Source organism: Streptomyces hoynatensis (assembly GCF_003626535.1).
In the GTDB taxonomy this organism is placed as follows: Bacteria; Actinomycetota; Actinomycetes; order Streptomycetales; family Streptomycetaceae; genus Streptomyces; species Streptomyces hoynatensis.
Window position 1 is genome coordinate 1 of record NZ_RBAL01000033.1, and the last position, 23,672, is coordinate 23,672.

19 protein-coding genes are annotated in these 23,672 nt (G+C 70.1%); 8 read left to right on the top strand and 11 right to left on the bottom strand.

What is annotated here, in order from left to right; genetic code table 11:
- Positions 1-83 precede the first annotated feature (83 nt).
- The 4 genes from D7294_RS31725 to dnaB form a co-directional block, all read right to left on the bottom strand.
- On the bottom strand, positions 84-305 hold the full coding sequence (locus D7294_RS31725) for a hypothetical protein (protein WP_147450943.1): 222 nt from the start codon (positions 303-305) through the stop codon (positions 84-86).
- A gap of 71 nt (positions 306-376) precedes the next feature.
- Complete coding sequence (locus tag D7294_RS30060) at positions 377-2,473, bottom strand: DDE-type integrase/transposase/recombinase (RefSeq protein WP_120684983.1); 2,097 nt, start codon at positions 2,471-2,473, stop codon at positions 377-379.
- A 110-nt stretch (positions 2,474-2,583) separates the two neighbouring features.
- Positions 2,584-3,201 carry a TnsA-like heteromeric transposase endonuclease subunit gene (locus D7294_RS30065; protein WP_241562729.1) on the bottom strand — a complete coding sequence of 206 codons (618 nt, stop codon included), beginning with the start codon at positions 3,199-3,201 and terminating at the stop codon, positions 2,584-2,586.
- A gap of 202 nt (positions 3,202-3,403) precedes the next feature.
- Positions 3,404-4,849: a replicative DNA helicase gene (gene dnaB, locus D7294_RS30070; protein WP_120684984.1), complete on the bottom strand. Its 1,446-nt coding sequence runs from the start codon at positions 4,847-4,849 to the stop codon at positions 3,404-3,406.
- Between the two features lie 398 nt (positions 4,850-5,247).
- On the opposite strand from dnaB, the gene D7294_RS30075 reads away from it, so the two are divergent.
- Entirely contained in the window at positions 5,248-6,642 is a 1,395-nt protein-coding gene (locus D7294_RS30075; RefSeq protein WP_120684985.1) for an MATE family efflux transporter, read from the top strand.
- Positions 6,643-6,777: 135 nt separating this feature from the next.
- Here D7294_RS30075 and rplI read toward each other — a convergent pair whose 3' ends face one another.
- From rplI to rpsF, 4 genes are all read right to left on the bottom strand, one after another.
- A complete protein-coding gene (rplI, locus tag D7294_RS30080) occupies positions 6,778-7,227 on the bottom strand; it encodes a 50S ribosomal protein L9 (RefSeq protein ID WP_120684986.1) in 450 nt (149 codons plus the stop codon).
- Between the two features lie 19 nt (positions 7,228-7,246).
- The gene (gene rpsR, locus D7294_RS30085) at positions 7,247-7,483 is read right to left on the bottom strand and encodes a 30S ribosomal protein S18 (RefSeq protein ID WP_003978893.1); all 237 of its coding nucleotides are present in this window, start codon (positions 7,481-7,483) and stop codon (positions 7,247-7,249) included.
- 59 nt (positions 7,484-7,542) lie between these two features.
- Positions 7,543-8,106 carry a single-stranded DNA-binding protein gene (locus D7294_RS30090; RefSeq protein WP_120684987.1) on the bottom strand — a complete coding sequence of 188 codons (564 nt, stop codon included), beginning with the start codon at positions 8,104-8,106 and terminating at the stop codon, positions 7,543-7,545.
- Positions 8,107-8,278: 172 nt separating this feature from the next.
- Positions 8,279-8,569, bottom strand: coding sequence for a 30S ribosomal protein S6 (rpsF, locus tag D7294_RS30095; protein ID WP_120684988.1), 291 nt, complete (start codon positions 8,567-8,569; stop codon positions 8,279-8,281).
- 182 nt (positions 8,570-8,751) lie between these two features.
- On the opposite strand from rpsF, the gene D7294_RS30100 reads away from it, so the two are divergent.
- The 3 genes from D7294_RS30100 to D7294_RS30110 all read left to right on the top strand — a co-directional run bounded on the left by D7294_RS30100 (position 8,752) and on the right by D7294_RS30110 (position 11,473).
- Complete coding sequence (locus D7294_RS30100) at positions 8,752-9,075, top strand: hypothetical protein (RefSeq protein WP_120684989.1); 324 nt, start codon at positions 8,752-8,754, stop codon at positions 9,073-9,075.
- Positions 9,076-9,228: 153 nt separating this feature from the next.
- On the top strand, positions 9,229-10,350 hold the full coding sequence (locus D7294_RS30105) for a lipid II:glycine glycyltransferase FemX (RefSeq protein ID WP_120684990.1): 1,122 nt from the start codon (positions 9,229-9,231) through the stop codon (positions 10,348-10,350).
- A gap of 91 nt (positions 10,351-10,441) precedes the next feature.
- Positions 10,442-11,473 carry an alanine racemase gene (locus tag D7294_RS30110; protein WP_120684991.1) on the top strand — a complete coding sequence of 344 codons (1,032 nt, stop codon included), beginning with the start codon at positions 10,442-10,444 and terminating at the stop codon, positions 11,471-11,473.
- A 132-nt stretch (positions 11,474-11,605) separates the two neighbouring features.
- On the opposite strand, the gene D7294_RS30115 is transcribed toward D7294_RS30110, so the two are convergent.
- A complete protein-coding gene (locus tag D7294_RS30115; protein ID WP_120684992.1) occupies positions 11,606-12,688 on the bottom strand; it encodes an inositol-3-phosphate synthase in 1,083 nt (360 codons plus the stop codon).
- Between the two features lie 64 nt (positions 12,689-12,752).
- The gene (locus D7294_RS30120) at positions 12,753-13,355 is read right to left on the bottom strand and encodes a PadR family transcriptional regulator (RefSeq protein ID WP_120684993.1); all 603 of its coding nucleotides are present in this window, start codon (positions 13,353-13,355) and stop codon (positions 12,753-12,755) included.
- Between the two features lie 840 nt (positions 13,356-14,195).
- Here D7294_RS30120 and D7294_RS30125 point away from each other — a divergent pair.
- The 3 genes from D7294_RS30125 to D7294_RS30135 are packed head-to-tail and all read left to right on the top strand — an operon-like array spanning position 14,196 to position 19,551.
- A complete protein-coding gene (locus tag D7294_RS30125) occupies positions 14,196-16,631 on the top strand; it encodes a transglycosylase domain-containing protein (protein WP_241562730.1) in 2,436 nt (811 codons plus the stop codon).
- A gap of 47 nt (positions 16,632-16,678) precedes the next feature.
- Positions 16,679-18,199: a glycosyltransferase family 87 protein gene (locus D7294_RS30130; protein WP_120684995.1), complete on the top strand. Its 1,521-nt coding sequence runs from the start codon at positions 16,679-16,681 to the stop codon at positions 18,197-18,199.
- 29 nt (positions 18,200-18,228) lie between these two features.
- The gene (locus tag D7294_RS30135; protein WP_120685020.1) at positions 18,229-19,551 is read left to right on the top strand and encodes an MFS transporter; all 1,323 of its coding nucleotides are present in this window, start codon (positions 18,229-18,231) and stop codon (positions 19,549-19,551) included.
- On the opposite strand, the gene D7294_RS30140 is transcribed toward D7294_RS30135, so the two are convergent.
- Positions 19,523-21,040 (bottom strand): CCA tRNA nucleotidyltransferase, encoded by a 1,518-nt coding sequence (locus D7294_RS30140; protein WP_120684996.1) that lies wholly within the window; start codon positions 21,038-21,040, stop codon positions 19,523-19,525. The two genes, D7294_RS30135 and D7294_RS30140, sit on opposite strands and share 29 nt — an antisense overlap.
- A 269-nt stretch (positions 21,041-21,309) precedes the next feature.
- Between D7294_RS30140 and D7294_RS30145 the strand changes: the two genes are divergently transcribed.
- Positions 21,310-23,622: a DUF6049 family protein gene (locus D7294_RS30145; protein WP_241562731.1), complete on the top strand. Its 2,313-nt coding sequence runs from the start codon at positions 21,310-21,312 to the stop codon at positions 23,620-23,622.
- Positions 23,623-23,672 lie beyond the last annotated feature (50 nt).

Sequence of the window (23,672 nt, forward strand, 5' to 3'; positions counted from 1 at the left end):
AGCACATGAAGCTCCGGGCGGACAGGTTGATCTTGGTCGACAACCCATCTACCAGGAGCTTCACCCATCTCCGCATCCAGCCCTCACCCCAACCCCGCCTGCCCCCAACCAGGTTGGAAAAGGCCCAGTGCCTCGGCCTGGTTGGTCTTGATCGGGCGTAGGTTGGCAAGGTAGTCCCGGCGAGCGCGATTGTGGCGTTCGAGGGCTTGCTCGTCCAACAACTTCAGTTCATCCATGGTCAAGTCTTGTGGACGCGGTGGGTCCGGCGCCTCGGCGAATGCGGCGAAGCCTTCCTTCCTGGTCAAGGTCAGGTTGTCCAGGGCGAGGGCGGTCCAGGCTGGGTCTTGGGTTCCCGCTGCGTGCGGGGTCGGCAGAGTCAAAGGTCCTCCAGCGCGTCGGAGTAGAAGTCGTCCTCGTCGAACTCAACGGCGTCGCCTGGGGTATCGAAGTCGAGGGCGTCGTCGTCGCCTTCGAGTTCCGACTGTGGTGGCTCTGGAACCTTGGACCTGCGGGAGTCCTCCGTTTCGATAGGAAGGTCCGGCTGGTCCAGGGCCATGCGTAGCGCCATCCGCCGTTCCTGCCGTGTCATGCCGAGGCCGAGGTTCCAGCGCTCCAGAAGCAGCCCGACGGCCAACCGATCGTTGGGGAACTCGCACCTTGATGCGGCCAGCTTCCGCCCGAATCGCAAAGCGTCCAGGCTCAACGGCATATCCAGGCCAGCGGCGTGCTCCCAGGTCAGGACATGCCACTTCCGGTCGAGGTCCCGGAAGTACGCGTGGGTGATGTCGTCGGGGTTCACTTGGATAGGCCACTTCCGGTTCCGGTAGTGGCTGGTGTGGCCGGGCTTGTAGAGACCCTCGCCGGTATAGATGCACCCCAGCGCCTCGACGCCGTAGTGCTGCATGGTCCGCCACTCGGTTTGCAGGAACTCCAGCCCCAAGTAGGGATCGCGCGGGACCTCAATGAATCCCGCCCTGGCCATGCCATGCTCGAACATCTGCATGGGCGACATGCGGAACTTCGGCAGGCTCGGCTCCAGCAAGCCGTCGTGGGGCCTGCGGTGGTAGTCGGCCGCGATCCACTGCCGGATCTTGTCAGCCAGCTCGTCCAGGTAGAAGAACGCCTGGCTTTCGGGATTGACGCCGCGCGAGGCGAGGTCGGGGCCCTTGTAACCGGGCAGCGCGTGCAGCAGGTCCTGCCGCAGAGTCTTGAAGAATCGTTCGATCGGACCCTTGTCCCGGCCCGTGCGTAGCCGAGCCGGCTGGATGGAGATCCCCATCCGCGCGCACACGCTCGTCAGATGCGCCGAGACGTAGATCTTCCCGTGGTCCACCACGATCGTCTCCGGCACCACCGCGGGCCCCGCTGCTTTGGCGATGGGCCCGTCGATCGCGTTCCGGTCGAGCAGGACCTGCCGCGGGATGCCGTGCTCAGGCCAGACGGCCTGTGGCGGCCAGTTCGGCAGCACTCGCGGCGGCCGGTAGCACTGGTAGAGCACCATCGCCGCATCCACAGCCTTGGTCGACACCGGGGTGAGCCGCAATCCGACAATGCAGCGGGTGTACCAGTCCATGGCGACCGTCAGCTCACAGTTGACCCACTTCAGCGTCATCGGGTCGAGTGCGAAGACGTCCAGCCTCGTGGTGTCCATCAGCACGTACTCACCCGGCCTGGTCGGCCGGAGTTTGCCGTAGGCGCCCTTCGGGCGGTCGGCGATGTCGCGGTTCCGTTTCGTGCTCCGCCGGAACGTCGGGTGCCTCTTCTCCAACTCCTCCAGGGCCTTGTAAGCCTTGGACCGGCCCGGTATCTCCACCACGCCCTCGCCGTACCGCGCGATGACCCGGGCCTGCGTCTGGCTCAGGACGGTCTTGCCCATCGGGGTGGCCTCGTCGGTGTACTCGACCATCACCTCGACGGCGACTTCCACCCACCGCGGGTCGCACCGCGACAGCACCGTGTCGATGCGGATCGAGGGCGCCAGGCCCGCCTCGCCGTCTTCCCCGGCCGCGGCGACCCACCGACAGATTGTCCGCACCGACAGGCCAAGCTCGGCGGCCTTCGCCTCGTACCGAGCCATCCAGGGCAGGTCCGGAGCGTACTGGGGCCGCGGTTCCCCTGCGGCGGCCAGTTCAGCGCTTCCGGACTTGTAGCCGGTGCAGACCTCCCGAACATGCTCAGCCCGCTCCAGGAGCTTCGCCATTGTCTTCGTATGGACCTTGCCCGCGAACAGAGCCAGCACCGCGCCACTGAGTTCCTTGTCGTCGCTCGACGAGGGCCCCTGGCCGTCGGGCACGATCTGGGCCCGGTCCGAGAAGAGCAGCTCCCTGACGGCGACGCGGAGCAACCGTCCGAGCCGATCCTTCAGCACGACCTCGTTGCCCGCCGCCGTCGCGACGGTCTCGATGACCTCGACCGCCTCGCCGTCATAGAGCAACCGGGTGCCGACCTGCAGCCGAACCGTCCCGGCGGTCACCGCGTCCTCCGAACGACATGCTCTGGCGCGAGCGGGTGGTCCAGGTCCGTGGTCAGGCGGCCCGTCCAGAGCTGATAGAGCACTGCCGCGCGCACCAGGCGGGCGTCGAACTACGGCACTGCGGAGAACGCCTCGGCCAGCGTGCCACCGTCCAGATCGGCACGGTCCAACGCCGCCAGGATCTCAGAGTCGAACAGCCATCCGCGCCGATACCCAGCCAAGAAGCGGATGTTCTCCAACTGTGCGACCGGAGGCTCGCTCCACACCTCATAGCGCCAGCCCCGCGCCTCGATGACGGCACGCGACCAGGCAAAGCAGAAGGCGACCTTGTCATCTGACAGCTTGTGCGCAGGCTTGACGTCGACCACCACCGGCCCGGAGTCGGTGAGCAGTAGGTAGTCGGGGATGTGCCGGCGTTTCGCTCCGTCGACATGCGCTGTCATGTGGAACGGCTGCGCAATGATCCGCGTGACCCTCGGATCGAAGTCGGCGTACAGGACTCTGCTGAGCTCCAGCCGAGACTCGTAGATCACATGGGATGCTTCCGTGGCTGACCAGTAGGTTCCCGAATAGTGCGCCTGGCCCAGATACCAGCGAAACGTTCGCCACGGTGCCGCAGCGAACAACTCCTCCGGTCGTACCTCGCCGAACCCGTACAGCTCAGGCTCGTCCTTGCCGGGCTTCCGTACCTGTAACTCGGCCGTGGATATGACGTCTTGGCCCGACATGCCGATTCAGCCCCCTGCAGTGGCTTCTCAACCTTCATGTCCACAGTGGCGCGCGAGCCCGGCCTCGTCTGCAGCACCACCCCAACGTCACTCCAACGAGTGATGCTCCTGACCTGCACGTCCGCGGGGCATGTCAAATCCGACATTCGCTTGACACCTGAGCGCGGATTTTGACAGCGGAACGCGGATCCTACATGCGCGCTCAGAAGCCGCCCTCCATGTTGACGAAACGGGAGTAGTGGCCCTGGAAGGCGACGGTGATCGTGGCCGTCGGGCCGTTGCGGTGCTTGGCCACGATGAGGTCGGCCTCGCCCGCCCGCGGCGACTCCTTCTCGTACGCGTCCTCGCGGTGCAGCAGGATGACCATGTCCGCGTCCTGCTCGATCGAGCCGGACTCGCGCAGGTCGGAGACCATCGGCCGCTTGTCGGTCCGCTGCTCGGGGCCGCGGTTGAGCTGGGACAGCGCGACGACGGGGATCTCCAGCTCCTTCGCGAGCAGCTTCAGGTTCCGCGACATCTCGGAGACCTCCTGCTGGCGGCTCTCCGGCCGGCGGCTGCCGCCGGTCTGCATCAGCTGGAGGTAGTCGATGATCACCAACTGCAGGTCGTTGCGCTGCTTCAGGCGCCGGCACTTGGCGCGGATCTCCATCATCGAGAGGTTCGGCGAGTCGTCGATGTACAGGGGCGCCTCGTTGACCTCGGCCATCTGCCGCGCCAGGCGATTCCAGTCCTCGTCCGTCATGCTGCCGGAACGCATGTGGTGCAGGGCGACCCTGGCCTCGGCGGACAGCAGCTTCATCGCGATCTCGTTCCGCCCCATCTCCAGGGAGAAGATCACGCTCGGCAGCTTGTGCTTGATCGAACAGCAGCGGGCGAAGTCGAGGGCCAGCGTCGACTTGCCCATGGCGGGCCTGGCGGCGATCACGATCATCTGGCCGGGGTGCAGGCCGTTGGTCAGCGAGTCGAGGTCGGTGAACCCCGTGGGCACGCCGGTCATCTCGCCGCTGCGGTTGCTGATCGCCTCGATCTCGTCGAGCGTGCCCTCCATGATCTCGCCGAGCGGGAGGTAGTCCTCGCTGGTGCGCTGCTCGGTCACCGCGTAGATCTCGGCCTGTGCCGAGTTGACGATGTCGTCGACGTCGCCATCCGCCGCATAGCCCATCTGGGTGATGCGGGTGCCGGCCTGGACGAGCCGGCGGAGCACCGCGCGGTCGTGGACGATCTCCGCGTAGTACTCGGCGTTGGCCGCGGTGGGCACCATGTGCACCAGCGAGTGCACGTAGCCCGCGCCCCCGACCTTGGCGAGCTCCCCCCGCTTGGTCAGCTCGGCCGAGATGGTGATCGGGTCGGCCGGCTCGCCCTTGGCGTAGAGGTCGAGGATGGCGGAGTAGATCGTCTCGTGCGCCGGCTTGTAGAAGTCCGCGCCGCGCAGCACCTCCACCACGTCCGCGATGGCGTCCTTCGACATCAGCATGCCGCCGAGCACCGAGCGCTCGGCGTCCAGGTCCTGCGGCGGAACCCGCTCGAACGCGGCCCGCTCGTCGTCGGGCGGCGGCTCCTCGCCGCCCGTCCTCGGCCGCGCGACCGACAGCCGCTCCTCCGCCTCCGGGCCGCCCCACAGGGGGCCCACGTGCTCCAGGTCGGTCATCGTCCCGCCTCCTCCCCGGCCAGTCGAGCCGCGTCTCCCACGGCACAGTCATACGGCACAGCTCTGACACAGGGGCACAGAGCGGGCCCTACGCTACGGCCAGGAGGGAGGAGCACCAACCAAGTTATCCACAGGCTATGTGGATTTCAGATCGGACCCTGTGGATGACGCGGCGATTCCTGTGGACGAACCGGGGGACAACGCTGTGGACAACTTCGGGGCGCTCCCCACACTCCCGCTCTGACCTGCACGTTCTTCGTCCACCGCCTGTGTGCGGAAAAAAGTTCGCCCGATCGACGAGGTCACGTCAACGCTGCGGTGCCCCCGCCGCGACCACCCGGTAACGTAACGACCATAACCCCATTGCATCCCTTACCTGTGGATGTTTGGATCAGACCATGCCCTCAGCCACCTCGCCGGCCTCGCCCACCGACCCCGCCCCGCCGGCCGGGGCCGCCACGCCGCCCCCCGGCAAGACGAGCGCGCGCCGGCACGACCGGGAGATCCTCGCCCTGGCACTCCCCGCGTTCGGCGCGCTGGTCGCCGAGCCCCTGTTCCTGCTGGCGGACAGCGCCATGGTCGGCCACCTCGGCACCGCGCAGCTCGCCGGGCTCGGCGTGGCCGCCGCCCTGCTCACCACGGTCGTCAACGTCTTCGTCTTCCTCGCCTACGCCACCACCGCGGCCGTCGCCCGCAGCCTGGGGGCGGGCAACCTCCACCTCGCGCTCAGGCGCGGCCTGGACGGCATCTGGCTCGCCCTGCTGCTCGGCCTCGTCCTCCTGGCCCTCGCCCTCGCCACGGCCCCCGCCCTCGTCGACGCCTTCGGCGCCTCCCCCACCGCGGCCCCGTACGCCGTCACCTACCTGCGGATCAGCGCGCTCGGCGTCCCCGCCATGCTCATCGTGCTCGCCGCCACCGGGGTACTGCGCGGCCTCCAGGACACCCGCACCCCGCTGTACGTCGCGGTGGCCGGCTTCGCCGCGAACACCGCGCTGAACGCCCTCCTCGTCTACGGCCTCGACCTCGGCGTCGCCGGCTCCGCGTGGGGCACCGTCCTGGCCCAGCTCGGCATGGCCACCGCCTACCTCGCCGTCGTCCTCCGCGGCGCCCGGCGGCACGGCGCCGGGCTGCGGCCCGACCCGAGGGGCATCCGCGCCAACGCCAGGGCGGGCGTCCCCCTGCTGATCCGCACGCTCTCGCTGCGCGGCATCCTGCTGCTGACCACCACCCTCGCCGCCAGGATCGGCGACACCGAGGTGGCCGCCCACCAGGTCGCCCTCACCGTCTGGACCCTGCTCGGCTTTGCGCTCGACGCGATAGCCATCGCGGGCCAGGCCATCATCGGGCGGTACCTGGGCGCGGGAAACGCGGCCGGGGCGCGCCTGCTGTGCTGGCGGATGGTGTGGTGGGGAATCGTCGCCGGGCTCGCGCTCGGCCTGCTCGTGGCCGCGAGCTGCCCCCTGCTGCCGCGGCTGTTCACCGGCGACGCCGAGGTGCGGGAGGCGCTGCTGCCGGTGCTGATCGCCGTCGCGGTCACCCAGCCCATCGCCGGGGTGGTGTTCGTGCTCGACGGCGTGCTGATGGGCGCCGGGGACGGGCCCTACCTGGCCTGGGCGATGCTGCTGACCCTGGCCGTCTTCGCCCCCGCCGCGCTGCTGGTGCCCGCGCTCGGCGGCGGCGTCGCCGCGCTGTGGTGGGTGTTCGCCGGGCTGATGATGACGACCAGGCTCGCCACGCTGGTCCTGCGCGCCAGGCAGGGCCGCTGGCTGGTCACCGGGGCGGTCCACGGCTGAGCGCGACGCCGTGGCCGCGCCTGCGCCCGGTGTCTGCGCCCTGTGTCCGCCGGGGACGTGCTCCCCGGCCGGGGGCGCCGGAGTCCCGGGACGCCGCCCCCCGCCCGGGGGCGGTGGGGCGGCGTCCGCGGCGCGTTACTTCGCCGGCTCCACCTGGATGCCGACGCTGGCCACGACCTCGGGGTGCAGCCGGACCGAGATCCGGTGCGCGCCCAGGCTCTTGATCGGCGCGGTCAGCTCGACGCGGCGCTTGTCCACCTGGGGACCGCCCGCGTTCTTGACCGCGGTGACGATGTCGGCCGGGGTGACCGAGCCGAAGAGGCGGCCGCCGGAGCCGGCGCGCACCTTCAGCCGCACGGTCACGCCCTCGAGCTGGGCCTTCACGTCGTTGGCCTGCTCGATCGAGGCGATCTCACGGATCTTGCGGCCGCGGCGGATCTGCTCGACGTCCGCCTCGCCGCCCTTGGTCCAGCGAATGGCCACCCCGCGGGGGAGCAGGTAGTTGCGGGCGTACCCGTCCTTCACCTCGACGACGTCGCCCGCGGCACCGAGGCCGGAGACCTCGTTGGTCAGGATGATCTTCATAGCTGAGGCCACCCTTTCCTTAGCGAGCGGTCGAGGTGTAGGGCAGCAGCGCCATCTCCCGGCTGTTCTTCACGGCCGTGGCGACATCGCGCTGGTGCTGGGTGCAGTTGCCGGTGACCCGGCGGGCACGGATCTTGCCGCGGTCCGAGATGAACTTCCGCAGCAGGTTCGTGTCCTTGTAGTCGACGTAGGAGATCTTCTCCTTGCAGAACACGCAAACCTTCTTCTTCGGCTTGCGCGCAGGCGGCTTCGCCATGGTGTCTCTCCGATGAGTTCAAACAGAAGTGTGTGCTGCGCCGAGCGCGCCCGCGCGGCTCAGAACGGCGGCTCGTCCGAGTAGCCGCCGCCGGAACCGCCCCAGCCGCCGCCACCGCCGCCCTGCTGGCCACCGCCCGCCGGGGCCCCGGTGGCCCACGGGTCGCCCGCCGGGCCACCCTGACCACCCTGGCCGCCCTGGCCGCCGCCGGGGCCACCGCCCCAGCCGCCGCCACCGCCGCCCTGCTGGCCGCCGCGGCCCGCCGCCCTGGTGATCTTGGCGGTTGCGCTGCGCAGGCTGGCGCCGACCTCGTCGACCTCCAGCTCGAAGACCGTGCGCTTGACACCCTCCCGGTCCTCGTACGACCGCTGCTTCAGCCGGCCCTGGACGATGACGCGGGTGCCCTTGGTGAGGGACTCCGCGACGTTCTCCGCGGCCTGCCGCCAGACCGAGCAGGTCAGGAAGAGGCTCTCCCCGTCCCGCCACTCGCTGGTCTGCCGGTCGAAGACGCGGGGGGTGGACGCGACACGGAACTTCGCGACCGCCGCACCGGATGGGGTGAAGCGCAGCTCGGGGTCGTCGACCAGATTGCCGACCACCGTGATGACGGTCTCGCCTGCCATTGGAGGTACCTCTCGGCGGGGGTTAACTGCTGTTGCTGCGATGATTACGTATGGCACTGACAGTGCTACTCATGGCCACTGCCCATGACGGCCCGGCTACGGTGAGCAAGCCGCCCGAGCCGGGCCTGAGGCGTTCCGCCGCCCGTGCCGCTCGGCTGTGGACGTCCCGCGCTCAGTGGGTGGCGGGACGGAGGACCTTCGTCCGCATGACCGACTCGTTCAGGTTCATCTGCCGGTCGAGCTCCTTGACCACGCCGGGCTCGGCCCGCAGGTCGATCACGGAGTAGATGCCCTCGGGCTTCTTGTTGATCTCGTAGGCGAGCCGGCGGCGGCCCCAGGTGTCGACCTTCTCGACCTTTCCGTCGGCCTCGCGGACCACGGAAAGGAAGCTTTCGATCAGGGGGGCGACCGCGCGCTCCTCAAGATCGGGGTCGAGGATCACCATCACCTCGTAGTGACGCATGCGAAAACCCACCTCCTCTGGACTCAGGCGGCCACGGACGATCCGTGGCAGGAGGGTCGTGATGCGGTCCCACGCACGCGTGGGGACAGTACACCGTACCCGTTCCCGCCCTTCCGGTTGAAATCAGTGCGGAGACCGGAGCAATCTGGACAGGAAGGGAATATGCGCCTGGAGGTGCCTTCATGACACAGGCAGTGCATCACGGCCCCCTGTACCGCATCGAATCCCTGCTGAACACCGACGGCAGGCCACACCCGCTGCAAAACCGCACGGCGACGGCGACGCTGCTGCTCGGGCTGATCGCCGCGGTCACCTCGATCTTCCCCGGGCTGCACCTGATCAGCTCGTGGGTCGGGCTGGCCGGCATTCTGCTCGGCGGCTGGGCACAGTTGATCTCCGCGACGACGGCGCAGCGCTTCGTGACCGTCATCGGGCTCGGCGCGGCGGGAGTGGGTTTCTACATGGGGATGGCGAACGGCGGTCTCTTCGGGGGCGTCTTCGGCTGAGCGCGCCCCGGCGCCCGCCCCGCGCGCACGGGTGGGGGCGGGCGCCGGGGCACGCGGCTAACCGCCCCTACGGGCAACGGGATAGCGCGGGCGCCGTTAGGCTTCCGGCCAGACCCTGCGATTGACGCAGCCGGCGACCGGAGGAGCGCCCGTATGAGCCTGACCCTGAGGACCATCAGCCGCGAGGAGCATCTGGCGTACATCCGCTCCCTGCCGTCGGCCAGCCACATGCAGGTGCCGGCGTGGGGCGACGTCAAGGCGGAATGGCGGTCGGAGTCGCTGGGCTGGTTCGACGACCGGTCCGGGCAGCTGGTGGGCGTCGGGCTGGTGCTGTACCGGCAGATCCCGCGCATGAAGCGCTACCTCGCCTACCTCCCCGAGGGCCCGGTCATCAACTGGTTCGCGCCCAACCTGGAGGAATGGCTGCGGCCGATGCTCGACCACCTCAAGCAACGGGGCTCCTTCCTGGTGAAGATGGGCCCGCCGGTCGTGATCCGCCGCTGGGACGCCGCCGCCGTGAAGGCCGGCATCCAGAACCCGGACGTGAAGCGGCTGCGGGACGTGGAGGCGACGTTCATCGAGCCGCGGGCCTTCGAAGTGGCCGACCGGCTGCGGCGGATGGGCTGGCAGCAGGGCGACGACGGCGGGGCGGGCTTCGGCGACGTGCAGCCGCGCTACGTCTTCCAGATCCCGCTGCGCGGGCGTTCCCTGGAGGAGGTGCACAAGGGGTTCAACCAGCTGTGGCGGCGCAACATCAAGAAGGCCGAGAAGGCGGGCGTCGAGGTGGTGCGCGGCAGGTACGAGGACCTCGCCGAGTGGCAGCGGCTGTACGAGGTGACGGCCGAGCGTGACCGATTCCGCCCGCGCCCGTTGAGCTACTTCGAGCGAATGTGGCGGGTGCTGAACACCGAGGACCCCGACCGGATGCGGCTCTACTTCGCCCGGCACGAGGGCGAGGCGGTGGCCGCGGCGACCATGCTGATCGTGGGCGGTCACGTGTGGTATTCGTACGGAGCCTCCGCCAACCACAAGCGGGAGGTGCGGCCGTCCAACGCGATGCAGTGGCGCATGCTCCAGGACGCCTACGCGCTCCAGGCGGACGTGTACGACCTGCGGGGCATCGGTGACTCGCTGGAGGACACCGACCATCTCTTCGGCCTGATCCAGTTCAAGGTGGGTACGGGCGGCGAGGCGGCCGAGTATCTCGGCGAGTACGACTTCCCGCTCAATAAGCTTCTCCACAAGGCGTTCGACATCTACATGTCACGACGCTGAACCCGCACACCGGCCACACACAACCGGTCAGGCGGCTGGCAGGCCCAGGCAGAAAAGAAGAGGCAGACGAAGAGAAGGGGTCTCAACGGCCATGGCGCTCACCCTTTACGTCGAGACCGAGCGCTGGCGGGCGCATCAACGATCGGTGATGGCCGACTTCCCGGACCTGGTGCCGGTCTGCAAGGGGAACGGCTACGGCTTCGGCCACGACCGGCTCGCCGAGGAGACCTCGCTGCTCGGCACCGGCATCCTCGCGGTGGGCACCACCTACGAGGCCGAGGCCATGCGGGACCGGTACAGCGGCGACATCCTGGTGCTGACCCCCTACCGGCGGACCGAGGAGCCGGTGCCGCTGCCCGACCGGGTGATCAGGTCGGCCTCTTCCGTCGACGGCGTGTACGGGCTGGTGGGCTCCCGGGTCGTCGTCGAGGTGATGAGCTCGATGAAGCGGCACGGCGTGACCCCGCGGGACCTGGGCAAGCTCCAGGCCGCGCTGGACGAGGTGCGCCTGGAGGGCTTCGCGATCCACCTGCCGCTCGACCGCACCGACGGCACGGACGCGGTCGAGGAGGTCATCGGCTGGATGGACCAGCTGCGGGCGGCACGGCTGCCGCTCGACACCATGTTCGTCAGCCACCTCAGCGCGCAGGAACTGGCCCGGCTGCGCAGGCAGTTCCCGCAGACGCGCTTCAGGGCGCGGATCGGCACCCGGTTGTGGCTGGGCGACCACGGGGCGACGGAGTACCGCGGCGCGGTGCTTGACGTGACGCCGGTCGCCAAGGGGGACCGTTTCGGCTACCGGCAGCAGAAGGCGCCGGGCGACGGCTGGCTCGCGGTGGTGGCGGGCGGCACCTCGCACGGCGTCGGCCTGGAGGCGCCCAAGGCACTGCACGGGATGACCTCGCGCGCCAAGGGCATGGCCAGGGCGGGCCTGGCGACGGTGAACCGGAACCTCTCGCCCTTCGTGTGGGACGGCAAGCAGCGCTGGTTCGCCGAGCCGCCGCACATGCAGGTGTCGATCCTCTTCGTGCCCGCGGAGGCCAAGGCGCCGAAGGTCGGCGACGAGATGCGGGCGATCCTGCGGCACACCACGACGCAGGTGGACCGGCTGATGGACCGCTGAGCGGCGGCCGGCCGGCGTGCGAATCCCGCGGCGGGACGGGTGCGAGCCCCGGCGCGCGGAGTACCCGACAAGCGGCGGCAGCCCCGGGACCGGACCGGGGCTGCCGCTTTCTCTTCTCCGGGGCGGGCGTGCCTAGCGCTCGACCTCGCCGCGGATGAACTTCTCGACGTTCTCCCGCGCGACGTCGTCGAAGTACTGCACCGGCGGGGACTTCATGAAGTAGGACGAGGCCGAGAGGATCGGGCCGCCGATGCCGCGGTCCTTCGCGATCTTGGCCGCGCGCAGCGCGTCGATGATGACGCCGGCCGAGTTGGGCGAGTCCCAGACCTCGAGCTTGTACTCCAGGTTGAGCGGCACGTCGCCGAAGGCCCGGCCCTCGAGGCGGACGTACGCCCACTTGCGGTCGTCCAGCCAGGCGACGTAGTCCGAGGGCCCGATGTGCACGTTCTTCGCGCCGAGGTCCCGGTCGGGGATCTGCGAGGTGACGGCCTGGGTCTTGGAGATCTTCTTGGACTCGAGCCGGTCGCGCTCCAGCATGTTCTTGAAGTCCATGTTGCCGCCGACGTTCAGCTGCATCGTGCGGTCGAGGACGACGCCGCGGTCCTCGAAGAGCTTGGCCAGCACCCGGTGGGTGATGGTGGCGCCCACCTGGGACTTGATGTCGTCGCCCACGATCGGGACGCCCGCCTCGGTGAACTTGTCCGCCCACTCCTTGGTCCCCGCGATGAAGACCGGCAGCGCGTTGACGAAGGCCACCTTGGCGTCGATGGCGCACTGGGCGTAGAACTTGGCGGCGCTCTCGGAGCCGACCGGCATGTAGCAGACCAGAACGTCCGCCCTGCTGTCCTTCAGCACCTGGACGACGTCGACCGGGTCGAGGTCCGACTCGGTGATCGTCTCGCGGTAGTACTTGCCCAGACCGTCGTGGGTCTCGCCGCGCTGCACGGTGACGCCGGTGGGGGGCACGTCGCACAGCTTGATCGTGTTGTTCTCGCTGGCGCCGATGGCGTCGGCGAGGTCGATGCCGACCTTCTTGGCGTCGACGTCGAAGGCCGCCACGAACTCGATGTCCGAGATGTGGTAGTCGCCGAACCGGACGTGCATCAGGCCCGGGACCCGGGTGTCCGAGGCGGCGTCCTTGTAGTACTCGACGCCCTGTACCAGCGATGCGGCGCAGTTGCCCACGCCGGCGATGGCTACGCGAACCGAACCCATTCCGGTTGCTCCCTGTTGTGTGTTTCTGTCTCTCGACGAATGACCCCGCTTCTTCGCGGGGGCGTTAGGTGGTGGTGTCGCCTCGATCGCGCTGGTCGCGGCGATCGCGCTCCTCACGCTCGCTCTCGATGAGCTCGTTGAGCCAGCGGACCTCGCGCTCCACGGACTCCATTCCGTGGCGCTGCAGTTCGAGCGTGTAGGCGTCCAGCTTCTCGCGCGTGCGCGCCATCGAGGCGCGCATCTTGGCGAGGCGCTCCTCCAGCCGGCTGCGGCGGCCTTCCAGCACCCGCATGCGCACGTCGCGCGAGGTCTGGCCGAAGAAGGCGAAGCGAACCCCGAAGTGCTCGTCCTCCCAGGCGTCCGGGCCGGTCTGGGAGAGCAGCTCCTCGAAGCGCTCCTTGCCCTCGGCCGTCAGCCGGTAGACGATCTTGGCGCGGCGGTTCGACAGCGGCGTGCCACGGGGGTCGCCGGGGTCGCCGCCCGGCTCCTCGGCCAGCCAGCCCTGCTGGACCAGCGTCTTGAGGCAGGGGTAGAGGGAGCCGTAGCTGAACGCCCGGAAGACGCCGAGCGAGGTGTTGAGCCGCTTGCGCAGCTCGTACCCGTGCATCGGGGACTCGCGCACGAGTCCGAGGACGGCGAACTCCAGCACTCCGGAACGTCGGCTCACCGGAAAGCTCACCTCCCGTTCTCATCCGTCCGTGCCTTGCCTTCTCGCGGGTCTTCTTCCGGCCGGATCCGATCGTTTCCGACCGGTTGTGCGGCCTTCCCGCCCCGCCCGTTCCTGCATTGCCGTGGTGCCGCGGTGGCGTCACCGTCTCGCCTCGAACCGCCACTCCGGCTCGATACACCGCGCCGATGTATCGGCTCGATACATCCCGACGATAGAACGGCCTCACAGGTATCGGCAAGCGCAAGCGACGTCACAGGGGTCACATCTTCGATTACCGGCGAGCGATTTGCCCCAATTGATTTGCATACCAAGAAAGATGGGGTTTGTCGGTGCGTAGTCTTGGCCCGTGCGCACCACTGAGGCGGGAACCCGGCAAGGCGAGACGACGTCTCTTCTCGTGGTGCAGTGCGCCCTGATGCCGGGCCCCGCCGCACATCGGGGGACCAGAAGCAACCGGTAGTACCTGCCGTCACAGGCGAGCGCCGTCTGTCCGAGGAGTAGCTGTCCATGAGCGAGCACCGTCGCAAGCAGCCGCCATCCCGCGGTCGCCGTGCTGCGGCGTCATCCGGCCACCGGGCCGGCCCGCCACCCCCACCGCCGCCGGGGGCGGACGCGGCACCGGGAGCGTCGCCAGAGCGTCCCTATGGCAGCCGGGCGGAGGCCAGGCGAGCGGCGCAGCGCGGTGGGCGGCGCAGGTCCGGCAACGCGGCGGAGGCCGCCGGCAGGCGCCGGAGACCGCAGACGCCGCGAAAGAAGCGATTCATCGACTATCCCCGCTCGGGATACAGCGGCCTGCGCCGCTGGCTGCCCTCCTGGAAACAGGTCCTGGGCACCGCGATGGGCTTCTTCGGGCTGATGGTCGGTCTCGTCGGCATCGCCTACGCGATGATCGACATCCCGCAGGAGAACGAGATCGCCATCCAGCAGAGCAACGTCTACTACTGGGCCGACGGCACCCAGATGGTGCAGGACGGCGAGAACGGCGTCAATCGGCAGAACCTGTCGCTGGACGAGATCCCGCTCGACATGCAGGACTCCGTGGTCGCCGCGGAGAACGCCTCCTTCTGGAGCGACTCCGGCATCGACCTGATGGGCATCGGCCGCGCGGTGGTCAACATGGCGCGCGGCGGCGAGGTGCAGTCGGGTTCGACCATCACGCAGCAGTACGTCAAGAACATGTACCTGACGCAGGACCAGACGATCAGCCGCAAGGCGCGGGAGATCCTCCTGTCGATCAAGGTGGGGACCTCGGTCTCCAAGGAGGAGATCCTCCAGGGCTACCTCAACACCTCGTACTACAACCGCGGCGCCTCCGGCATCCAGGCCGCGGCGCAGGCGTACTACGGGATCGACGCGAAGGACCTGAACGCCAGCCAGTGCGCGTTCCTCACCACGGTCCTCAAGGGCCCGGCCCTGTACGACCCGTACAACAACGTCACCGGTGAGCTCGACGAGGAGAACCTGCAGCGGGCCGAGGAGCGCTGGGCCTGGGTGCTCGAGCGCCGCACCGAGGTGGAGATCGAGGGCAGGCGGCTGAGCCAGGAGGACTACCAGCACTGGATAGACGAGGGCTTCCCGATGCCGAACGAGCCCACGCCCCCGCAGCAGAAGGCGGGCCAGATCGGCTACCTGGTGGACCTCGCCAACCACTACATCATGGCGCACACCGACCTCACCCAGGAGGACCTGGACCGCGGCGGCTTCCAGATCCACACCACCTTCGACCAGACGATGGTGGATCAGATGGTGGACGCGGTGGAAAGCGTCCAGGACGAGTACATCGATCCCGAGGAACGCGACGCGGACCGGCACGTCCAGTTCGGCGGCGCGGCGGTGGTGCCGGGAGACGGGGCCATCCGGGCCATCTACGGCGGGCCCGACTGGACCGAGCACTTCACCAACAACGCGGACGACCCCCACGCCCAGGTGGGCTCGACCTTCAAGCCCTTCGCCCTCGCCGCGGCGCTCACCACCGGCATCAGAGACCCGGAGGGTTCGGCCGACCAGGGCGAGGACGAACGCATCGTGATCTCGCCGGAGAGCGTCTATCCCGGTAACGACGGGACCCTGATCGAGAACTACGACGGGAGTACCTGGCGCGGGGAGGACGAGGACGGCAACGAGGTCGAGCTGCACCAGAACAACGACGTCGACGAGAATCCGGGCGACATCACGCTGCGGGAGGCGATGGCGATGTCGGCCAACGTCCCCTTCGTGCAGCTGAACATGGACATCGGGCCGGCCCAGGTGGCCGATGCGGCGGTCGCCGCGGGCCTCAGCGAGGACAGCCTGGTCGAGGCGAACGACACCGTGCCCACCTTCGTGCTCGGCGTCTCGCACCCGGGGCCGATCCGGATGGCCTCCGCCTACGCCACCTTCGCGGCCAGCGGCGAGGAGAACGACCCCTACTCGGTCACCAGCTTCGACAACGACACCCGGGGCATCCACTGGGAGCACGAGGACAACCCGACCCAGGCATTCGACTCCGAGGTGGCCGACACGGTGACCGACGTGCTCAGGGACGTCGTCGAGAGCCCGGAGGGCACCGCCCACCGGGCGGCCGAACTCGGCATCCCCGTCGCGGGCAAGACCGGTACCACGGACGACAACAAGAGCGCCTGGTTCATCGGCTACACCAGGGAGCTGTCCACGGCGATCGGCATGTGGCGGGCGCCGGACGACGAGTCCGAGCTCACCCAGGAGGAGAAGGACGACAACGTCGAGGTCGGCGACTTCCTCTCCATGCGCGGGGTGGGCGGCCTCGACCAGGGCCGCATCAGCGGTAACTCGCTGCCGCTGAGCATCTGGATCAACTTCATGCAGCAGGCCACCGAGGGGCTGGCGAACGAGGACTTCCCCCAGCCGCCGGACGACCTCGGCGAGATCTACTGCGCCCACGGCGCCACCGGGCCCAACTGCCCCGGCCAGGAGCCACCCGAGCAGGAGACCGAGGACGAGCCCTCCGATCCCCCGGACCCGACCCAGTCCGAGTCGCCGCCGGAGAGCCCCGACCCGACCGACGATCCGACCGACGACCCGTCCGACGACCCGAGCCCGCCGTGCAACTGGCCGCTGTGCAACGACGGCGGCACGGCCGGCGACGACTCCGGCGCCGATCAGGGGACCTCGCAGGGCAACGGCGGCCCCGAGGGCGACTCCACCGGGGAATCCGACGCCGGGGGCACCGACTCGGGAGCCGACGCGGGCAGCGACCAGGGCGACAGCACGAGCGACCAGGGCGACACGGGCACGATCTTCGGCAGAAACGGATAGTCGTGCCCCGTCCCCTCGACGGGGGGCCGGTGGGGCAGGATGAGGGCATGGTGCATCCGAACCCACGACCGGCCGCCCGGCCCACCGTCGAGGACGAGGTGGCCGCCGCAGGCAGCGAGCTGATCGGCGGCCCCCTCGGCCGGCGTGCGGTGTCCGCCGGCGGGCCGCTGACCGCGGCCAGGGTCCTGGCCCTCGTGGCGATCGGGATGTTCGTCCTCGGGATGATCCAGAAGGCGCCCTGCTACCACAGCGGATGGTTCTTCGGCGCCGGCGCCCAGTACACCCACGCCTGTTACTCCGACATCCCCCACCTCTACTCGGGCCGCGGCTTCGCCGACGGCCTGATTCCGTATGTGGACCGCATTCCGACGGACAGCTCCGGGGGCATGGAGTACCTCGAATACCCGGTCCTCACCGGCCTCTTCATGGAGGTGGCCGCCTGGCTGACCCCGGGTTCCGGCGGGGGAATGGAGCAGGCGCAGGCCTACTGGCTGGTGAACTCCGGGATGCTGATGATCTGCGCGGTCATCGCCGTGGTCTGCGTCAGCCGGGTGCACCGCCACCGCCCCTGGGACGCCCTGCCGGTGGCCCTGGCCCCCGCCCTCGCCCTCAATGCCACGATCAACTGGGATCTGCTGGCGGTGGCCATGGTCTGCGGTGGGCTGCTGATGTGGTCGCGGGGGCACCCGCTCGCCTCGGGCGTGCTGCTCGGCCTCGCCACGGCCGCCAAGTTCTACCCCGCCCTCCTGCTCGGGCCGCTGCTCCTGCTGTGCTGGCGGGCGGGCCGCTGGCGGGAGTTCGGCGCCGCGCTGGCCGGGGCCATCGGCTCCTGGCTCGTGGTCAACGTCCCGGTGATGCTGGTGGCCCCCGAGGGCTGGGCGAAGTTCTACTCCTTCAGCGAGGAGCGGCCGGTCGACTTCGGCTCGCTCTGGCTGATCATCACCCAGCGCACCGGCTCCCCGATGCCCTCGGTCAACACCTACGCCACCGGGCTCTTCCTGCTCGGCTGCCTGGGGCTGGCCGTCCTCGCCCTGCGCGCCCCGCGCCGCCCCCGCCTGGCCCAGCTGGCGTTCCTGGTGGTCGCCCTCTTCGTGCTGACGAACAAGGTCTACTCCCCCCAGTACGTCCTGTGGCTGATCCCGCTGGCCGCCCTCGCCCGGCCCCGCTGGCGCGAGTTCCTGGTGTGGCAGACCTGCGAGGTGCTGTACTTCCTCGGCATCTGGATGTACCTGGCCTACCTCAACACCGAGAACCAGCGCGGCCTGCCGGTCGGCGGCTATCAGCTCGCCATCCTGGTGCACCTGGCCGGCACCCTCTACCTGTGCCTGGTCGTGCTCCGTGACGTGCTGCGCCCCGAGTACGACGTGGTGCGCCGCGACGGCTCGGACGACCCGAGCGGGGGCGTTCTGGACGGCGCCCCGGACGTCTTCACGCTGCGGTCCGAGCCCGCGCGGCCGTTCCCGCCGCTCGCGCCCCCGGCGGCCTACGTCGACTGGGGAGTCGAGCGGCCCCCGGTGGCGCCACCCGCGCCCGTGGACGTTTCACGTGAAACGCCGAGGGACGCGTGAGGGTGGAGACGGACGCGCCCCGGGGTGCCATGACGTCCGATCTCCGGGTCCTGCTGCGCCTCTCCGGCTTCCGGCGGCTGATGGGAGTCCGGCTGCTCTCCCAGTTCGCCGACGGCCTCTTCCAGGCCGGCCTCGCGGCCTACGTGGTGTTCTCGCCCGAGGAACAGACCTCAAGCGCCGACATCGCCGCCGCCATGGCCGTCCTGCTGCTGCCCTACTCCCTCCTCGGTCCCTTCGCCGGGGTGCTGCTCGACCGCCTGCGGCGGCGCCAGGTCCTGCTCCACGGGAGCCTGCTGCGCGGCGGCATGGCCGGGGTCACCAGCGCGCTCGTGCTGGCGGGCACCCCGCACTGGATGTTCTACCTCTGCGCGCTGCTGGTCACGGCCGTCAACCGCTTTGTCCTGGCGGCTCTCTCCGCGAGCCTGCCGCGGGTGGTGGACGCCGATCGGCTGCTCATGGCCAACGCGCTGTCACCCACCGCGGGAACCCTGGCCGCCACGACGGGCGCCGGCACGGCCTTCGTGGCCCAGTTCGTGGCGGGCTCCCAGGGCGGAAGGGACGCCACCGCCCTCCTGCTCGCCGCACTGGTCTACGTCCTCGCCGGCCTGGCCGCCCTCAGCATGAACCGGTCCCTGCTCGGCCCGCCCGAGGGCGCCCCCACTCCCCGGCTGGGCACGGCGCTGGCCGACACCGCCCGCGGGCTGGCGGCGGGTCTGCGCCACCTCGGCGCGCGGCCGAGGGCCTCCTGGACGCTCGGCGCCCTGGCCGTCACCCGCTTCTGCTACGGCGCCCTCTTCGTCACCCTGCTGATGCTCGCCCGCTTCTCCTGGACCGACGGCGGGGAGGAGGACGGGATGGCGCTGCTGGGCTTGGCGGTCGCCGTCTCCGGAGCCGGATTCTTCGTCGCCGCCCTGCTCACCCCGGCGGCCGCGGCGCGGCTCGGCGCACTGCGCTGGTTCTCGGCCTGCGCCCTGCTGGCCGCCGTCCTCGTGCCCGTCCTGGGGCTCGGCTTCCGGGTGGTGCCCGGCCTGATCGCGGCCTTCGTTCTCGGGCTCGTCTCCCAGGGAACGAAGATCGTGACCGACACCGTGCTGCAGTCCTCGATCGACGACGCCTTCCGCGGCCGGGTGTTCTCCCTCTACGACATGCTGTTCAACATCGCCTTCGTGGCCGCCGCCGGGCTGGCCGCGCTGGTGCTGCCGCACGACGGCAGGTCGGCCGCGTTGGTGATCGCCGTGGCGGCGCTGTACGCGGCCACCGCCGTGACCGCGCACCGGCTGCACGCGGGCGCTGTTTCACGTGAAACGGAAACGGCCCCGGGGCTCAGCCCTGAGCGGCCCACCACTCCTTGAGCGCGGCCACCGCCGCCTCGCGCTCCATCGGCCCGCGTTCCAGGCGAAGCTCAAGCAGATGCTGGTACGCCCGCCCCACCTGCGGCCCTGGCCGGATGCCGAGGATCTCCATGATCTCGTTGCCGTTGAGATCGGGCCGGATCGCGTCGAGTTCCTCTTGCTCCCGGAGGCGCTCGATCCGCTCCTCCAGGCCGTCGTAGGCCCGGGAGAGGGCTTGGGCCTTCCGCTTGTTCCGCGTCGTGCAGTCCGACCGGGTCAGCTTGTGGAGCCGGTTCAGCAGGGGCCCCGCGTCCCGCACGTAGCGGCGCACGGCCGAGTCGGTCCACTCGCCGGTGCCATAGCCGTGGAATCGCAGGTGCAGCTCCACCAGCCGCGCGACATCCTTGATCATCTCGTTCGAGTACTTCAGCCGCGTCATCCGCTGCTTCACCAGCTTCGCGCCCACCACCTCGTGGTGGTGGAAGGAAACCCGGCCGTCCGGCTCGAAGCGGCGCGTACGCGGCTTGCCGATGTCGTGCAGCAGGGCGGCGAGCCGCAGCACCAGGTCGGGACCGTCCTCCTCCAGGTCGATCGCCTGCTCCAGCACCGTCAGGCTGTGCTCGTAGACGTCCTTGTGCCGGTGGTGCTCGTCGCGTTCCAGGCGCAGCGCCGGCACCTCGGGCAGCACCCTGGCCGCCAGCCCCGTCTCGACCAGCAGCTCGATGCCCTTGCGCGGGTGGTCGCTCAGGAGCAGCTTGTTCAGCTCGTCCCTGATCCGCTCCGCCGAGACGATCTCGATCCGCTCCGCCATGTCCTTCATGGCGGAGCGCACGGGCTCCGCGACCGTGAAGTCCAGCTGGGCAGCGAAGCGAGCCGCGCGCAGCATCCGCAGCGGGTCGTCGGAGAAGGACTCCTCCGGGGTGCCCGGCGTGCGCAGCACCCGCCGCGCCACGTCCCCGAGGCCGTCGTAGGGGTCGACGAACTCCTTGTGCGGCAGCGCGACCGCCATGGCGTTCACCGTGAAGTCGCGGCGGCGCAGGTCCTCCTCCAGGGAGTCACCATAGGCGACGTCCGGCTTGCGGGAGTTCCGGTCGTACGCCTCGGACCGGTAGGTGGTGATCTCCAGCTGATAGTCCCGAAGGCCCGCCTCCTCGCCGCCGCGGCCCCCGGCGCCGGACCCGACGGCCTCGGGGCCCCTCTTGCGGCAGCCCACCGTGCCGAAGGCGATCCCGACGTCCCAGACGGCGTCCGCCCAGGGCCGGACGATCCGCAGCACGTCCTGCGGCCGCGCGTCGGTGGTGAAGTCCAGGTCGTTGCCGAGTCGCCCCAGCAGCGCGTCCCGCACCGAGCCGCCGACGAGGGCCAGCGAGAACCCGGCCCGGGTGAAACGCTCGGCGAGATCATCGGCGACGGGGGAGACCCTCAGCAGCTCCCCCACGGCCTGTCGCTGCGCCTGCCCGAGTTCGGGGGCGGGCCGGTGGGCGCGAGTGTCTTTGGTGTCGTTCGGCACAGCAGCACAGCGTACGTGCCCGGCGCGGGGGCGGGCGTCCCCGCCCGGTCGCCGCCTCCCCGGCCGCCCGGCCGGGCCCCGGCACGGCGCGCTCGCCCGGGCCCGTCGCGCGGCGTTCCCCGGCGGTGTCGCGGCATTGTCCCGACTGCGTCCTGCCTGTGTCCCGACTGCGTCCTGGCTGTGTCCTGGGTCCGCAAACCCCGGCACGGACACATGGCGATCATCGTTACCATGAGGGCGGCTTGCTGACGAGGGAACGGGGCTGAGGCGTGGCAGAGGTGGCCGAGACGACGTCCCGTGCCCGCCGGGGGCGGCGCGCGGGGACGGCGAGTCGCCGGGGACGGCTGAGTTCCCTGGCGGCCACGGCGCTGGTCCTCCCCCTGCTGACCGGCCTCGGCCCGGCCGCCGCGGGCCAGCCCTCCCAGGCCCCCGCCGAGGAGGCGATCGACGACCACACGGCGACGGTGTCGATCACCGAGGTCAGCCCCGAGGTACCCGACGAGGACGACACCCTCACCATCCGGGGCACGCTCACCAACGACGGCAGCTCACCGATCCAGGAGAGCTCGGTCGCCGCCCGTCAGCCGGTCGCGCTGTCGAGCCGCGAGGCCATGGACGAGGCCATGGCGCGCACCGGCTTCGGCAACACCGTCCTGGACGGCGCGATAGTACGCAACCACGGCCAGGACATCGGCACGATCGAGCCCGGGATGTCCCGCACCTTCGTCCTCCACGTCCCCGTCTCCGAGCTCACCCTCGGCGAGGACGGGGTCTACCAGCTCGAGGTCTCGCTCCTCGGCCACACGGAGGACCGGCAGTGGGACCAGAACCTCGGCATCGGCAGGACCCTCCTGCCCTGGCACCCCGACGGCTCGGGCGCCGCGCTTCCCACGAAGCTGACCGTGCTGTGGCCCCTCATCTCCACCACCCACCTGACCTCCAACACCGGCTCCGACGCCACCCAGACCCCCGAGTTCCTCGACGACTCCCTGCTGTCCGAGATCTCCCCCGGCGGCAGGCTCTACGAGATGGTCAAGCTCGGCGCCGAGCTGCCCGTGACCTGGGTCGTTGATCCCGACCTCCTCGCCTCGGTCGACGCGATGACCGAGGGCTACCTCGTGCCCGCGGAGGAGGGCGACGAGCTGGTCGCCGGCACCGGCCAGGACGAGGCCAGGGCCTTCCTGCTCGCCCTCCGCAACGCGGTCCGCGACCAGGAGGTCGTCGCCCTCCCCTTCGGCGACCCCGACGTGGCCTCGCTGGCGCACCGCGGGGAGGACGTCCGCGGGGCCCTCGGCCACTTCACGTCGGCGAGCGCGATGGCCGCCGACACCGTGGAGACCGTCCTGGACGTGACGCCGAGCACCGACTACGCCTGGCCGGTGGAGGGCGCCCTCGACCCGGAGATCGTCTCGGTGGCCACCTCGGCCGGCGCGGACCACGTCATCGCCCGCAGCGACAGCCTCCGGCCGGGCGACATCTCCTACACGCCCAACGCGGTGCGGTCCATCGGCGGCGGCACCTCGGCGATCGTGGCCGACGCCGGGCTCTCCACCCTCTTCGAGGGCGACATGAGCCGCACCGGCAGCGCCGCGCTCGCCCAGCAGGAGCTGCTCGCGCAGACCCTCGCGATCACCGGGGAGGCCCCCTCGGAGCAGCGCAGCATCGTCCTCGCGCCGCAGCGGATGCCCACCGCGGCCCAGGCCGACGCCATGGCCGCCGCCCTGACCACCCTGGAGGAACAGGCCGGCTGGGTCGAGCTCACCGGCCTGTCGGACGCCGCCGCGGCCGAGCCGGACCCGGCGGCCAACCACCGGGTCCCCAGCGCCCGCGACTACCCCGAGCGCCTGCGTGACCAGGAGCTGCCCACCAGCGCCTATCAGTTCATGCGTGAGACCAACCGCACCCTGGACGACTTCACGGTCATCCTCAGCCAGCCGGACCGCGTGGCGGCCCCGGTCGGCAACGCCATCCGCCGCGAGATGTCCACCTCGTGGCGCGACGACAGCGAGGCGGCCGAGGCGTACCGCACGGCCGTCCAAAGCGACCTGGACGACCTGATCGGCCAGGTCCACCTCGTGCAGAAGTCCCCCATCACTCTCTCGGGGCGCAGCGCCACCATCCCCGTCACCGTGCAGAACAACCTGGTGCAGGACGTCCAGGGGCTCGAGCTGCGGCTCACGTCCAGCCGCAGCCTCAGCCTCCAGGTCGACGACGCCGAGGACGTCGCCATCAGCGGCGGCCACAGCCAGTCGGTGAAGCTCTCCGCCACCGCCAGGTCCAACGGAAAGACGGTTCTCCAGGCGCAGCTCTTCACCGCCGACGGCACGCCCCTCGGCGAGCCCATGACCTTCCAGGCCGACGTCACCTCCATCACCTCCGCGGTGATGATGGTGATCGCGGGCGGGCTGCTCCTGGTGGTTCTGGCGGGGATCAGGATGTACACCCAGCGCAAGCGGGCCGCCCGCATATCGGGCTCCGAGGATCCCGAGGCCGGTGCTCCCGCGGGTGAGACCCCCGCCGACACCGACGAGGAGAGCGGCAGCACCCTCCCCGAGAGTGAGAAGCTGGGCCGCAACGATTGAGCTGCCAGCCGGATGCGTAGGACGCCGGCCCGGAAATCCTTTGAGGTGGG